Annotated in this window: 14 protein-coding genes and 1 pseudogene; 10 read left to right on the forward strand and 5 right to left on the reverse strand. The window is 71.1% G+C overall.

Going from position 1 to position 13,152, the window contains the following annotated elements:
* The first annotated feature begins 134 nt into the window (after positions 1-134).
* Together GFD30_RS24400 and GFD30_RS28335 are read left to right on the forward strand one after the other, a co-directional pair.
* Positions 135-1,799 carry an RNA polymerase sigma factor gene (locus tag GFD30_RS24400; protein WP_153027760.1) on the forward strand — a complete coding sequence of 555 codons (1,665 nt, stop codon included), beginning with the start codon at positions 135-137 and terminating at the stop codon, positions 1,797-1,799.
* Positions 1,800-2,092: 293 nt separating this feature from the next.
* Positions 2,093-2,332 (forward strand): DUF7455 domain-containing protein, encoded by a 240-nt coding sequence (locus GFD30_RS28335; RefSeq protein ID WP_091053111.1) that lies wholly within the window; start codon positions 2,093-2,095, stop codon positions 2,330-2,332.
* 288 nt (positions 2,333-2,620) lie between these two features.
* Here the strand turns inward: GFD30_RS28335 and GFD30_RS24410 are convergent, their stop codons facing one another.
* Together GFD30_RS24410 and dtd are read right to left on the reverse strand one after the other, a co-directional pair.
* The gene (locus GFD30_RS24410; protein ID WP_153027761.1) at positions 2,621-4,336 is read right to left on the reverse strand and encodes a DEAD/DEAH box helicase; all 1,716 of its coding nucleotides are present in this window, start codon (positions 4,334-4,336) and stop codon (positions 2,621-2,623) included.
* A 97-nt stretch (positions 4,337-4,433) separates the two neighbouring features.
* Positions 4,434-4,874, reverse strand: a complete 441-nt coding sequence (gene dtd, locus GFD30_RS24415; protein ID WP_153027762.1) for a D-aminoacyl-tRNA deacylase — start codon at positions 4,872-4,874, stop codon at positions 4,434-4,436.
* 17 nt (positions 4,875-4,891) lie between these two features.
* On the opposite strand from dtd, the gene GFD30_RS24420 reads away from it, so the two are divergent.
* The 5 genes from GFD30_RS24420 (at position 4,892) to GFD30_RS28130 (ending at position 8,202) form a co-directional block, all read left to right on the forward strand.
* Complete coding sequence (locus GFD30_RS24420; RefSeq protein WP_153027763.1) at positions 4,892-5,239, forward strand: DUF3099 domain-containing protein; 348 nt, start codon at positions 4,892-4,894, stop codon at positions 5,237-5,239.
* Between the two features lie 122 nt (positions 5,240-5,361).
* On the forward strand, positions 5,362-5,604 hold the full coding sequence (locus GFD30_RS24425) for a DUF3039 domain-containing protein (protein ID WP_153027772.1): 243 nt from the start codon (positions 5,362-5,364) through the stop codon (positions 5,602-5,604).
* Positions 5,605-5,671: 67 nt separating this feature from the next.
* Complete coding sequence (locus GFD30_RS24430; RefSeq protein ID WP_322633576.1) at positions 5,672-6,301, forward strand: trimeric intracellular cation channel family protein; 630 nt, start codon at positions 5,672-5,674, stop codon at positions 6,299-6,301.
* Positions 6,302-6,451: 150 nt separating this feature from the next.
* Positions 6,452-7,420 carry a sigma-70 family RNA polymerase sigma factor gene (locus GFD30_RS24435; protein ID WP_153027764.1) on the forward strand — a complete coding sequence of 323 codons (969 nt, stop codon included), beginning with the start codon at positions 6,452-6,454 and terminating at the stop codon, positions 7,418-7,420.
* A 95-nt stretch (positions 7,421-7,515) separates the two neighbouring features.
* On the forward strand, positions 7,516-8,202 hold the full coding sequence (locus GFD30_RS28130) for a metal-dependent transcriptional regulator (protein WP_322633577.1): 687 nt from the start codon (positions 7,516-7,518) through the stop codon (positions 8,200-8,202).
* Positions 8,203-8,481: 279 nt separating this feature from the next.
* On the opposite strand, the gene GFD30_RS24445 is transcribed toward GFD30_RS28130, so the two are convergent.
* Genes GFD30_RS24445 through GFD30_RS24455 form a run of 3 tightly spaced genes read right to left on the reverse strand, consistent with a single transcriptional unit; the run spans position 8,482 to position 10,418 of the window.
* Positions 8,482-9,096, reverse strand: a complete 615-nt coding sequence (locus GFD30_RS24445; RefSeq protein WP_153027765.1) for a hypothetical protein — start codon at positions 9,094-9,096, stop codon at positions 8,482-8,484.
* The gene (locus GFD30_RS24450; RefSeq protein WP_153027766.1) at positions 9,093-9,932 is read right to left on the reverse strand and encodes a sulfurtransferase; all 840 of its coding nucleotides are present in this window, start codon (positions 9,930-9,932) and stop codon (positions 9,093-9,095) included. The genes GFD30_RS24445 and GFD30_RS24450 overlap by 4 nt, the downstream gene beginning before the upstream one ends.
* 9 nt (positions 9,933-9,941) lie before the next feature.
* Positions 9,942-10,418: a deaminase gene (locus GFD30_RS24455; RefSeq protein WP_322633578.1), complete on the reverse strand. Its 477-nt coding sequence runs from the start codon at positions 10,416-10,418 to the stop codon at positions 9,942-9,944.
* A 154-nt stretch (positions 10,419-10,572) separates the two neighbouring features.
* Between GFD30_RS24455 and GFD30_RS24460 the strand changes: the two genes are divergently transcribed.
* The 3 genes and pseudogenes from GFD30_RS24460 to GFD30_RS24470 all read left to right on the forward strand — a co-directional run.
* Positions 10,573-11,943, forward strand: coding sequence for a hypothetical protein (locus GFD30_RS24460; protein ID WP_153027767.1), 1,371 nt, complete (start codon positions 10,573-10,575; stop codon positions 11,941-11,943).
* On the forward strand, positions 11,940-12,899 hold the full coding sequence (locus tag GFD30_RS24465; RefSeq protein WP_153027768.1) for a glutamate ABC transporter substrate-binding protein: 960 nt from the start codon (positions 11,940-11,942) through the stop codon (positions 12,897-12,899). The genes GFD30_RS24460 and GFD30_RS24465 overlap by 4 nt, the downstream gene beginning before the upstream one ends.
* 9 nt (positions 12,900-12,908) lie before the next feature.
* Positions 12,909-13,152: pseudogene (locus GFD30_RS24470) on the forward strand (PQQ-binding-like beta-propeller repeat protein); the annotation flags it as partial.

A 13,152-nucleotide genomic window follows, 5' to 3' on the forward strand; every position in this document is an offset into this window, starting at 1 on the left:
GCTGCTCCGGCAGTACTGAAAATGCGGAAACACAGCTCGAAACGGCATCACGGACGGGCCGCAGGCGAATTTCGGCGCTACAATTCACGCCTGCCCGGTCGTTGTGCCGACCTGGGCTGCCGACCCAATATCCAATGCTCACCCGCTATGGAGCCCGGCTGCGCCGTGCCCGCCATTGCCTCGGAAGGTTGCTCGTGACTGACGCACGTCCCACCGGCACAGACGTCAATTCCCTGACCGACTCGCTGCTCGCTCTGGCCCGAGAGAGCAACGGGCAGCTGACGTCCGCGACGGTCGCCCAGGTTCTCGAGTCGGCGTCGGCCTCCCCCGCCGAAGGCAAGAAGGTCCTCCGCGCCCTCGCCGAGGCCGATGTGACCGTGGTCGTCGACGGCTCGAACTCCACGCGCAAGCGAGTACCGGCCGCCCGCACCGCCACCTCCTCTCGGACCACGACGGCCAAGGCCGCCAAGAAGACCGCGGTGAAGAAGACGGCCGCGAAGAAGGCGGTCCCCGCCGCCGGAGCCGGCGACGACGAGGGCGAGGCCCCGGTCAAGAAGGCCGCCAAGAAGACCGCGAAGAAGGCCGCCGCCAAGAAGACGGCCGCCAAGAAGGCCGTCGCGAAGAAGGCCGCCCCCGGTGAAGAGGAGCCCGACGAGGCCGACCTCGCCGCGAGCGCCGCCGAGGACGACGACGCCCTGGCCGAGGCCGCCGCCGTCGCCCCGGCGAAGAAGGCCGGCCGCAAGAAGGCCGCCAAGAAGACGGCGTCCCGAGGAAAGTCCAAGAAGGACGATGAGGACGACGACGAGGAAGACGGCTTCGAGTGGGACGAGGAGGACTCCGAAGCCCTGAAGCAGGCCCGCAAGGACGCCGAGATGACGGCCTCGGCCGACTCGGTCCGCGCGTACCTCAAGCAGATCGGCAAGGTCCCGCTCCTCAACGCGGCCCAGGAGGTCGAGCTCGCCAAGCGCATCGAGGCCGGCCTGTACGCCGTCGAGCGCCTCAAGCAGCTCAAGGAGGAGGGCGGCGAGATCCCGACGCAGATGCGCCGCGACCTCGAGTGGATCATCCGCGACGGCGACCGCGCCAAGGACCACCTCCTCGAGGCGAACCTCCGCCTCGTCGTCTCGCTCGCGAAGCGCTACACCGGCCGCGGCATGGCGTTCCTGGACCTCATCCAGGAAGGCAACCTCGGTCTCATCCGCGCCGTCGAGAAGTTCGACTACACCAAGGGCTACAAGTTCTCCACGTACGCCACCTGGTGGATCCGGCAGGCCATCACCCGTGCCATGGCCGACCAGGCCAGGACCATCCGCATACCGGTCCACATGGTGGAGGTCATCAACAAGCTCGGCCGCATACAGCGCGAGCTGCTTCAGGACCTCGGCCGCGAGCCCAGCCCCGACGAACTGGCCAAGGAGATGGACATCTCGCCCGAGAAGGTCCTCGAGATCCAGCAGTACGCACGGGAGCCGATCAGCCTCGACCAGACCATCGGCGACGAGGGCGACAGCCAGCTCGGCGACTTCATCGAGGACTCCGAGGCCATCGTGGCCGTCGACGCGGTCTCCTTCTCGCTCCTCCAGGGCCAGCTCCAGCAGGTGCTCCAGACCCTGTCCGAGCGCGAGGCGGGCGTCGTGCGGCTCCGCTTCGGCCTCACCGACGGGCAGCCGCGGACCCTCGACGAAATCGGTCAGGTCTACGGGGTCACGCGCGAGCGGATCCGCCAGATCGAGTCCAAGACGATGTCCAAACTGCGGCATCCGTCCCGTTCCCAGGTGCTCCGCGACTACCTCGATTAGGGGCCGAACTTTTCGCTGTGGGCAAACGCCGCAGGCGAAAAGGCGGACAACCCGAGGCTCGGAGCAGGGGTGTATCCCCCGAACGGATGGGTAACCGAAAGACACGCCGGGTTGTCGATCCTCGTTCCGTGGGCTACGGTGTGGAACAACTATCGCGACCGCACCAGCGAGTGAGCCGAGTCTCAGTCGGGAAGTGTCGGGAAGAGGTAGTACAGTGCAGGCGTTGAACGGAACGAGCCGGTCAACAGACCGTCAAAGAATCCATTTCGACCGAACGCAGCGGAGGACCTGGTATGACATCCACCCTGACGCCCCCGCCCCAGACGGAGGAACGTCCGATCGCGGGCGAGCGCTGCGATCGGTGTAGCGCCGCGGCAAAGCTTCGCGTGACCCTGGCCGAAGGCGGCGACCTCGTCTTCTGCGGCCACCACGCGAACCAGTTCGCCGAGAAGCTCGTGCCGATCGCCATCGACTTCACCGCCGACCCCGAATTCGAGTGGCGCGGCACCGACCTCATGGCCTCGGAGAACTAGCGCACCCACAGGCTTGAAGAGCAAAGGCCCGAGCGACGTCGCTCGGGCCTTTCGCGTTGCCACCAACGGGTGAATCGCACCGGGGGGCATGGCCTTGCTCGGCTGAGCCGAGCCACCGGGGAAGTGCGGCTTTGAATTCGGTCGGTGGCACCTGCGCGATCCGGTCCACTGCCATGGGCGATCTCGGCTGCGCAGGCCGTCCGCCCGTGCCATGGGCGACCTTCCGGAGCGGACCGCCCGCTTCACTACCGCGACCGACCGCGCCTCCTGATCCGATCGCCCGCTTCGCTACCACGATCTGATTTCGGCGATCCGCTCCTCGAGCTGCTCGATGGTCGCCTGCGCGCTCGGGGGGCCGCCGCACTTGGATCGCAGCATCGCGTGGATCTTCCCGTGCGGCTCGTTCGTGGCGAAGGAGCGGGCGCCCACCAGCGCGTTCAACTGCTTGCGGAGCTTCAGGCGCCGCTGGGCGTTCGTCATCGGCGGCTCGGCCGCCGGGCGCTCGGCGACCTCGGTCTTCGCGCCGCCGCCCTTCTGCTTCGCCATCTGCTCGCGCTGGCGCTTCTGGAGCAGCAGGTGGATCTGCTCGGGCGTGAGCAGCCCGGGCAGGCCCAGGTACTCCTGCTCCTCGTGGCTGCCGGCCTGCACCGGCAGGCCGAACGAGCCGCCGTCGAAGATCACCTGGTCGAGCTCCGCGCTCGACTCGAGGGTCTCGCGCTGGCCGCCGAGCTCGGTGCCCTCGTTGAGGACCCGCTGCGCCTGCTCCAGAAGCAGCTCCGGGTCCTGGTCCTCGGACTTGGGCTTGATGACGTGGTCGCGGTCGCGCTCGAGGTTCTCGGCGAGGCTCAGCAGCGGCACGACGCTCGGCAGGAACACCGACGCGGTCTCGCCCGTCCGCCGCGAGCGCACGAAGCGGCCGATGGCCTGCGCGAAGTACAGCGGCGTGTGCGCGTTCGTGGCGTACACGCCGACCGCGAGGCGCGGGATGTCGACGCCCTCGGAGACCATGCGCACCGCGACGAGCCATTCCTCATCGGACACCGCGAACTTCGCGATCCGCTCCGAGGATCCCGCGTCGTCCGAGAGCACGATCGTGGCGCTCTTCCCGGTGACGCGCTTGAGGATTCCCGCGTACGCGCGTGCCGCGTTCTGGTCCGAGGCGATGATGAGCCCGCCGGCGTCCGGCATGCCGGCGGCGCGCAGCGACGTCAGCCGCCGGTCGGCGGCGCGGATGACCTGGCTGATCCACTCCCCCGCGGGGTCGAGCGCGGTCCGCCACGCCTGGCTCGTGAGGTCCTTGGTGAGCGGCTCGCCCAGGCGCACGGCGAGCTCGTCGCCGGCGCTGGAGCGCCACTTGGCCTGGCCCGAGTAGGCCATGAACATGACCGGGCGCACGACGCCGTCGGCGAGCGCGTCCCGGTAGCCGTAGGTCGCGTCGGCGCGCGAGCGCATCGCCCCGTCCTCGAACTCCTCGTACTCCACGAACGGGATCGGGTTGTCGTCGCTGCGGAACGGGGTGCCGGTGAGCGCCAGGCGCCGCTCGGCCTCGTCGAACGCGGTCTTGACGCCGTCGCCCCACGAGCGGGCGTCGCCGGCGTGGTGGATCTCGTCGAGGATGACGAGGGTCCGGCGCGCCAGCGTGCGGCGGCGGTGGACGGCCGGGTCGGCGCCGATCTGCGCGTAGGTCAGGACCACGCCGTGGTAGTCGGATGCACTGTGGACGTCGGAGTTGCGGAAGGCCGGGTCGAGGTGGATGCCGAAGCGGGCCGCGGCCCCCGACCACTGGGTCTTCAGGTGCTCGGTCGGGCACACGACGGTGACGGTGTCGACGGTGCCGTCGGCGAGCAGGTCGTAGGCGATGCGCAGCGCGAACGTGGTCTTGCCGGCGCCGGGGGTGGCCACGGCCAGGAAGTCCCGCGATTGACCCCGGTGGTAGGCGACCATGGCCTTGCGCTGCCAGACCCGAAGCGACGGAAGCGATTCGGGTGGGGCGGCCGGGATCATGCGGGCTCCTTCCGGTGGGACGACGGACCCGGTTGATTTTAGGCGGCGGGCACCGTCGCGGCGCCCGCTTGGCCGCCCCGAATTGGGATGATCACGTTCACCGCTCCAGGAGGATGGTGTTGGGGCCGACGTTGACGCTGCGGACGCGCATCATGGCCCCGAACTTCCCGGTCTCGACGTGTGCGCCCAGGGACCGCAGGTGGCCGGCGACGGCCTCGACGAGGGGTTCTGCCACCGGGCCGGGCGCGGCGGCGTTCCAGGAGGGCCTGCGGCCCTTGCGCGTGTCGGCGTAGAGGGTGAACTGGCTGACCAGGAGGATCGGAGCGTCCAGATCGGACGCGGAACGCTCGCCTTCCATGATCCTGAGGCTCCAGATCTTCTCGGCGATCCAGCGCGCTTCGGCGTCTCCATCCGTGTGGGTGACGCCGACGAGGACGAGGAGGCCCTCGCCGATCGCGCCGACGACGGTGCCGTCGACCGCTCCCTCTTCGACGACGGTGACTTCGGCCTCGCCGACGGTCTGGACGACTGCTCTCATGCCCACGATCCTGCCCCATGGCGCAGGCGTACGCTCGAAGGGTGGGTCGGCGCGAGAAGACAGCGGTCATCACCGATGCGGGGTTCTCCTTGGAAGAGGAGCGCCGGTATCGGACCGTCCGCTACGTCCTGATGATGTCCGTCCGGGCGGTTCTGGTGATCGTCTGCGGCATCCTCGTCATGGCCGACGTCCCCCTCCTGTGGCTGTGGCTGCTCTTCGGGGTCGCCGGCATGGCGGTCCTGCCGTGGCTGGCGGTGCTGCTCGCGAACGACCGGGTGGTGAAGCGCCCCGGGTCGTTCTTCCGGCGCCAGCACCGCGCGGAGACGCTCCCGGCGCCCGACCGGCCCATGATCGATTCGGAGTGAGCGCGCCCGACGGCGCTTGCGAGTCGGCCGTTCGGCGGTCCGCGTGGCAAGATTGACGGATCTTCCCGCGCGATGAGGAGTGAATCAACGTGAGCGGACTTCCCGAGACCGGTACCGGTGGTCTGGACGGCGGCGGTTCCACCCTGCTCGACGAGCAGACCCAGACCCAGCCGAACTACACCTACGAGGACGGCGACGAGGAGCGCTTCTCGCACTACGTCCCGAAGGACAAGCTCATGGCCGCCATGGTCGACGGCATCCCGGTGAAGGCGCTGTGCGGCAAGATGTGGGTCCCCTCGCGCGACCCCGACCGCTTCCCGATCTGCCCGCAGTGCAAAGAGATCTACGAGAAGATGCAGAACTAGCGCGAAGCGGCTCTCACCTTCCTCCGCGGCGGCGGTGTGACCGGCGTCTGCCTGCTATAACGCACAGGTGGAGATCGAGATCGCGCCGAGCGCGCTGACGCTGGCGGCCGAGCTGCTGGGCACCGCGGTGTTCGCGGCCTCGGGTGCGAGCTCGGCGGTCGGCAAGCGGCTGGACCTGTTCGGCGTGGTCGTCATCGGGACGCTGTGCGCCCTCGGCGGCGGCGCGGTCCGCGACATCCTCATCGACGCCAGGCCCCTGGTGCTGACCGACTGGCGGTACCCGCTCGTGGCGGTCGTCGCCTCGCTGGTGGTGTTCCGGTTCCATCCGGCGCTGTCGCGGATGCGGCCGACGATGCTGGTGCTCGACGCGGCCGGGCTGGCGCTGTTCACCGTGGTCGGGACCATGAAGGGGCTCGACCACGGGTTCGCGGTCTACGCGGCTTGCATCGTCGGAGTACTCTCCGGTATCGGCGGCGGCATCCTGCGGGACGTCCTGGTCCAGGAGATCCCGGCGGTGCTGCGCGAGGACTTCTACGCGATGGCGGCGGCGGTCGGATCGGTGATCGTGGCCGTGGGCGCCCGGTGGGAGTCCGCGATCGGGCACTGGACGCTGATGCTGATCGCCATCGCGACGATCTTCGTTGTACGGCTGGTGGCCATCAGGTATCGCTGGGAGGCCCCGAAACCGAAATTCTGATCGTGTCTCCCGGGTTCGTGCCACCCTTCGGTCCGGGGGATCTGAAACCGCCGAATCCGCTGCAAGCTGGTATTCCCAAGCCCGGTGCCCGCCGGGCCTGGTGCGGGTCCCCCACCCGCACGGGAGGGAATGCAGCGAAAGGCGAATCCGATGGCACCTGTCGACAGCATCCGTCAGCGACCGGCTCAGCGTCCGGCGCAGCGGGCGACCGAGTACTCCGGCGACCCCGTGCGCGCCTATCTCAACGGCATCGGCAAGCACCGGCTGCTCACCGCCTCCGAGGAGGTCGAGTGCGCGAAGGCCATCGAGGCCGGCCTGATGGCCGAGTGCCGGATCTCCGAGACGACCGACCCCGACCTGCGCAGCGATCTCGCCCGGGTCGCGGCCGAGGGCCGCGCCGCCAAGCAGCGGATGCTCGAGTCGAACCTCCGCCTCGTCGTCTCGGTCGCGAAGCGCTACTCCGGCGCCGGCATGAGCCTGCTCGACCTGATCCAGGAGGGCAACCTGGGCCTGATCCGCGCGGTCGAGAAGTTCGACTACCAGAAGGGCTACAAGTTCTCCACGTACGCCACCTGGTGGATCCGCCAGGCCATCAACCGGGCCGTCACCGACCAGTCCCGCACGATCCGGGTCCCCGCCCACACGGTCGACCAGATCAAGCGGATGAACCGGGTCCGCCAGGACCTCATGGCCGAGCTGGGCCGCGAGCCCCGCTACGAGGAGATCGCCCGCGAACTCGACACGACCCCGGGCAAGGTCCTCGAGCTCATGTCGTACGACCGCGAGCCGGTGAGCCTGGACCAGACCGTCGGCGAGGACGACTCGACGGCGCTGGGCGACCTCGTCGCGCACCTGCCGCGCGAGCGCGCGAGCGACGACGCCGTCTCCTACGCGCTGCTGCGCCGCCACATCGCGAACGTGCTGGCCTCCCTGCCCGAGCGGGAACAAACCGTGCTGCGGCTGCGTTTCGGTATCGACGACGGGCGCCAGCGCACGCTCGAGGAGGTCTCGGCCGATTTCGGGCTCTCGCGCGAGCGCGTCCGCCAGATCGAGAAGAACGCGCTGCACCGCCTCCGCCAGCCCGACTACGCGGGTCGGCTGGCCGACTACGTGGCCTGATCGCCGTATACCATTGGTGCAGACAGGGGGTCTGGCGGCTACTTGACCCACCCCGCTCGGTGCCCTGCGGGCGGACAAAGTGAAGGAACGAAGCTGTGACCACGGACCTCGTCGACACCACTGAGATGTACCTGCGCACGATCCTCGAGCTCGAGGAGGAGGGCGTCCCGGCGCTGCGCGCCCGGATCGCCGAACGGCTCGAGCAGAGCGGCCCCACGGTCTCGCAGACCGTGGGCCGGATGCAGCGCCACGGCCTGCTGAACGTCAAGAGCGACCGGCACCTCGAACTCACCGAGGAGGGCCGCCGGCAGGCGGTCGCGGTGATGCGCAAGCACCGGCTCGCCGAGCGGCTCCTGGTCGACGTCATCGGCATGTCCTACACCGAGGCCCACGACGAGGCCTGCAAGTGGGAGCACGTGATGAGCGACACTGTCGAGAAGCGCGTGTACGAGCTGCTCAAGCACCCCACCCGGTCGCCGTACGGCAACACCATCCCCGGGCTCGACGAACTCGACGCGGCGGCCGTGCCGCCCGTCCGCGAGATCGACGAGCGGCCCATGAGCGTGGTCGCCCCCGGCGCGAGGGTGCGCGTGACGCGCCTGTGCGAGTCGGCCCAGACCCACCCGGACCTGCTCGCCTCGCTGCACGAGGCGGGCGTCGACCCGGGCGCCGAGGTCGTCATCGACCGCCAGGAGGGCGAGGTCGCGGTGAAGTCCGCGACCCGGTCGCTGCGCCTGTCCGTCGACGACGCCGCGAAGATCTTCGCCGTTCCGGTCGTTTAGTCCGGATCGCTTGCGCCCCATGGCGTCTCGATCCAATCGAGACGCCGTTCAGGCAGCCGTCGAACTCTTGACCGGGGCCATACCGGGGAGTAGGCTGTCCAAAGCGTTGGAAACGGTTTCTTCTGCGCGGTAGCTCCACTCTCGGAGAGCACCGCCCGAAACCCCCCGAACTGCACTCCGCACCTGAGCGCCCTCCCCGCACCCCCGGCGGGGAGGGCGCTCGCGTGCGGGCGGAAACGGCCGCCGGACCGGGTCCGGCGGCCGTTTCCCTCGCTCTTGTCAGCCGGCGGCCTCGGCGTGCGCCGCGGCGATGCCGACGGCGAGTTCGGTGAAGCCGGCCACGAGGCCCTCGACGACGGCGGGGTCGGTGCCGGCGGGGGTCGTGTAGCGCATCTCGAAGATGGTGCCGCCGTCGTACCAGCCCATCTCGAGAGCGGGGCCGGCGCCGGTGTCCTCGGTGTGGACGATCCAGTAGGCGGCCTCGCCGAGGCCGTCGACCGCCTCGGTGCCGTCGGCGAGCTCGTCCTCGTAGACCTCGACGGTCGCGTCGGTGCCGATGATGAACAGCGTCAGGTCCGGGTAGGCGGCCTCGCCGGTCTGGACGGCGCAGGTGAGCTGCGCGGGCGCGCCCTCCTCGCCCTCGGTTTCGCCGGGGCCGCCGGACGCGAAGCGGAAGTCCTCGCCGGTGGTCGAGTTCAGCAGCGCGGAGTCGATGTACGGGCACGCGCCCGCGGCGTCGGCCAGGTCGAGCTCGACCGGCGCGGTGTCCTCCGGGGCCGAGGACGGCTCGTTCGCGGCGGTGTCCGCCGGCTCGGCGCCGGGGCCGGTCTCGTCGCTGCACGCGCCGAGGATCAGCAGCAGCGCCGCCGGGACGGCGATCAGGAGTCGCTTCATGATTCCTCCCCGCGCGCGACCTCGCGGCCGCCCGAACTCCACTCGCTCCAGGATCCGATGTACACCGGCGGCGTCGGCCGGCCGGCGGCGGTCAGCGCGAGCGCGCTCCGGGCCGCGCCGACGCCCGAGCCGCAGTAGAACGCGGGCTCGGCGATCGACTCGTATCGGGCGCGGATGCGGTCGACGTCGCCGAGGTCGTCCTCGCCGAGGAACCGGTTGACCGCGCCGGGGATGTGCCCGGCGACCGGGTCGATCGGCTCGACCTCGCCGCGGTAGCGCTCGGGGGCGCGCACGTCGACGAGGTCGTGCTCGGCGGCCCAGGCGGCCGCGCCGTCGGCGTCGAGCACCGGGAGGCTCCCGGGCCGGACCGTCACGTTCCCTTCGGGCCGCTGTGCGGATTCACCGCTCGCAAGCGTCGACGAGGCCGGGGCCTGCGTCTCTACCGGCAGTCCCGCGTCGGTCCACGCCTTGAAGCCGCCGAGGAGGACGCGCACGTCCTCGATGCCGGCCCAGCGCAGCGTCCACCAGGTGCGGGCGGCGGACATGCCGTCGCCGTCGTCGTAGACGAGCACCGGCGAGCCGTCGTCGATTCCGGCGGCCCGCAGGACCGCTTGGAGCGCTTCGGGATCGGGCAGCGGATGGCGGCCTCCGGGGCCCGGAGGGCCGCAGACGTCCCGGTCGAAGTCGAGCCAGACGGCCCCCGGCAGGTGCCCGGCGGCGTACTCGGCCTCCTTGGAGGGCCCGCCGAGCGTCCACCGGACGTCGATGCGGACCGCGTCCGTCCAGGCGGCCGCCTCGACGGCGCCGATGATCGGCGCACTGCTCAATGGCCTCATGGGTTCAGGTTATAGGAGGTGCGAATTCGGGCGCTCGGCCGCCGCCGAAAACTCGGGCATCACGGTCACCACGACGCGGTTCCCGCGCAGGAACGCGTCGCCGCCGGGCGCCTCGACGAAGTTCGCCGGCTCGGGCAGGGCGTACGCGACGCGCGCGACGCCCGCCTCCCACAGCAGGACCGCGCACGGCTTCGGCCGCGACGAGCGGCGCGCGCACGGCTCCATCGAGGAGTACGCGACCGCGCCCTTCGCGGCGGGCCCGGCCTGGCGGAGCGCGACCTCCTCCGCGTGGTCGTGCGGGCCCTCGGCGCGCGACCAGCCCTCGCCGACGACCCGGCCGCCGGCGACGATCACCGCGCCGACGCTGAACGCCGTCTGCGACGGCGGGCACCGGCGGGCGAGGTCGCAGGCCCGCGCCATCCACCGGGCATCGTCCTCATCAGAGGGTCCGTGGGCGTTCGGGGGCGTCGCTTCCGCATGCTGCACGGTGCCCACCGTACCGCCGCCGGACGCGACAGGGCGGCAGCCCGCGTCCGTTGCCGCGGGCCGATACCATGTGGGAGTCCCCCGACACTCCAGCCACGGTGACGCGCGCACGGCGGAGATCCGCGAGTCGAATTCGAGTTGAGGAGCAGCAGTCTTGGCGGTCCAGTCCCCTCCAGCTCCGACCCAGGCCCCGCCTGCGGGCGGGCCCGCGGCGCTGCCGGCCGCCGGCGCGCCTCCCGGGCCGCGGATCGACCGGGTCGCGGCCGCCCTGCGGCAGACGCCCGGCCAGCTCAGGGGCGTGCTCGCGGTCCTCGCCGCGCTCATCCTCGGCGCCGGGATCACCGGCATGACCTCGATCCTCGCGAAGTCCGCGGTGATCGAGGAGACCACCGGCCAGTCCGGGCGCCTCTCGGTGGCCGCACTCCAGCTCTACCAGGCGCTCTCGCAGGCCGACGCGACCGCGGCCTCCTCGTACCTCACCGGCGGCACGCCGTCCGAGGAGATGAACGAGGCCTACCGGACGGCCATGCGCGACGCCACCGTCGCGCTCGCGACCGCCGCCGGCGAGGTCACCGCCTCCGCCGACGTCGAACTCGTCGCCCGGCTCAACGCCCGGCTCCCGGTCTACACCGGCCTGGTCGAGACCGCCCGGACCTTCAACCGGCTCGGCGAACCGGTCGGCGCGACCTACCAGGAGCAGGCGTCCACCCTCATGCGCGAGGAGATGCTCCCGTCCGCGCACACGCTGCAGGAGAACGCGCTCGCCCAGCTCACCGAGTCCCGCGACGACGCCTCGGCGTTCCCGTACGCCGCCGCCGCGCTCGCGGTCGCCGCGCTCGCCACCCTCGTGTGGGCCCAGATGTGGCTCTCGCGCAAGACGAACCGCACGTTCAACCTCGGCCTCGTCGGCGCCACGGTCCTGCTCGTGGTCTTCGCCGGATGGCTCGCGATGGCGTCCTTCGCGTCCGCGAGCCACACCGGCAGGTCCCATGAGGAGGGATCGCGGCCGCTGGAACTGCTCGCACAGGCCGAGATCGCCGCCCAGCAGGCCCGCGCCGAGGAGTCGCTCCTGCTCATCGCCCGCGGCGAGGACCCGAAGGCCGCCGAGCGGTACGCCGAGCACATGAGCGAACTCGCCGACGAGGGCGGCCTGCTCGACCAGCTCGACGCGGCCTTCAGCGGCGACGCCGGCCTCTCGGCGGACATCGACGCCGCCCGCGACGCGGCCACGGCCTGGAGCAACGGGCACGGCGAAGTCGTCAAGCTCGCCCAGGACGGCGCCTACACCGAGGCGGTCGCCCTGGCCGTCGGCGAGGACGAGGCGAGCCTCCAGACCTCGTTCAACGCCCTCAACGAGGCCCTGACGGCGGCCACCGCGACCAGCGCCGACCGGTTCGCCGAGGCCACCGTCGACGCCCAGCGGTCCCTCTCGGGCGCCGCGGCCGGCCTCGCGGCCCTGTCCCTGGCGGCGCTCATCAGCGCCGCCGTCGGCATCCAGATGCGAGTGGCGGAGTACTACGCATGATTCGATTCGCAAGAACCGCGGTGGCCGCGGCCGCCGCCTGCCTCGTCATGACCGCCTGCACCGGCCCGGCGAACATGGAGCCGCCCCAGGTGGACGTGCCCACGCCCCTCCCGGAGGGCATCGAGTTCGCGCCCGAGGCGAGCCCCTCCGACCCCGACACGAGCTGCGACCCGCTCGCCTCGTACTCCCCCGGCTCGGTCACCGCCGAGCAGGCCCGCGCCACGCTCGACAACCCCGACCAGATCAGCATCGGCATCAGCCAGTCCACGAACCTCATGGGCTACCGCGACCCCGAGACGAACACCCTCGCCGGCTTCGACATCGACATCGCCACCGCGATGGTCCAGGCGATCATGGGCGACGCGACGAAGGTCCGCTGGGTGCCCATGACCTCCGGCGAGCGCGAGCCGGCCCTCGCCGAGGACCGCGTCGACATGGTCGTGCGCACCATGTCCATCACCTGCGAGCGCTGGCAGAACGTCGAGTTCTCCACCGAGTACTACCACGCCGGCCAGCGCCTGCTCGTCAGCAGGGACTCCGAGATCGCCGGTCTGGCCGAGATGACCTCGGACCAGCTCGTGTGCACCGGCGCGAGCTCGACCTCGGTCGGGAACATCGTGAAGGTCAACCCCGAGGTCCAGCCGGTCACCGTCCCCGACTTCAACGACTGCCTGGTCCTGCTCCAGCAGGGCACCGTCGACGCGGTCGCGATCGACGACACGATCCTCGCGGGCATGGCCGTGCAGGACCCGACCCTCGAGGTCGTGGGCGAGGCGTTCTCGGTGGAGTCGTACGGGATCGCGTTCCAGAAGGGCAACACCGACCTCGCGCGGTTCGTCAACGGCGCGCTGGCGGCGATGATCGCCGACGGCCGCTGGCAGGCGGCCTACGACGAGTGGCTCGCCGAGCCGCTGGCGATGGACGCGGCGCCGCTGACCACGAAGTACCGGGATTAAGGGAGCCGCATGAGCGACCAGCAGCCGCCGCCCGAGCACACCCAGCGGTACCAGCCCGGCCAGTACCAGCAGCCGCCGACCGAGGAGAGCGACACGCTCGCGGTCCGCCGGCGCATGAGCACGCCGCCGGCCGTCCCGCCGCAGCCGGGCTTCGCCCCGCAGCCGCCGAGCCCATCCGCGCCCGCGGCGCCCCCGCCGGGGACCGCGCTCCCGCAGCCGGGAACCGCGGCGCTGTCGCCGCCGAGCATGACCG

The sequence above is a fragment of the Glycomyces albidus genome, assembly GCF_009451885.1.
GTDB lineage: Bacteria > Actinomycetota > Actinomycetes > Mycobacteriales > Micromonosporaceae > Glycomyces > Glycomyces albidus.

Coding starts and splice junctions, on each gene's coding strand:
- GFD30_RS24400 (WP_153027760.1), top strand. CDS start 135: ATGCTCACCCGCTATGGAGCCCGGCTGCGCCGTGCCCGCCATTGCCTC.
- GFD30_RS28335 (WP_091053111.1), top strand. CDS start 2,093: ATGACATCCACCCTGACGCCCCCGCCCCAGACGGAGGAACGTCCGATC.
- GFD30_RS24410 (WP_153027761.1), bottom strand. CDS start 4,336: ATGATCCCGGCCGCCCCACCCGAATCGCTTCCGTCGCTTCGGGTCTGG.
- dtd (WP_153027762.1), bottom strand. CDS start 4,874: ATGAGAGCAGTCGTCCAGACCGTCGGCGAGGCCGAAGTCACCGTCGTC.
- GFD30_RS24420 (WP_153027763.1), top strand. CDS start 4,892: ATGGCGCAGGCGTACGCTCGAAGGGTGGGTCGGCGCGAGAAGACAGCG.
- GFD30_RS24435 (WP_153027764.1), top strand. CDS start 6,452: ATGGCACCTGTCGACAGCATCCGTCAGCGACCGGCTCAGCGTCCGGCG.
- GFD30_RS24445 (WP_153027765.1), bottom strand. CDS start 9,096: ATGAAGCGACTCCTGATCGCCGTCCCGGCGGCGCTGCTGCTGATCCTC.
- GFD30_RS24450 (WP_153027766.1), bottom strand. CDS start 9,932: ATGAGGCCATTGAGCAGTGCGCCGATCATCGGCGCCGTCGAGGCGGCC.
- GFD30_RS24465 (WP_153027768.1), top strand. CDS start 11,940: ATGATTCGATTCGCAAGAACCGCGGTGGCCGCGGCCGCCGCCTGCCTC.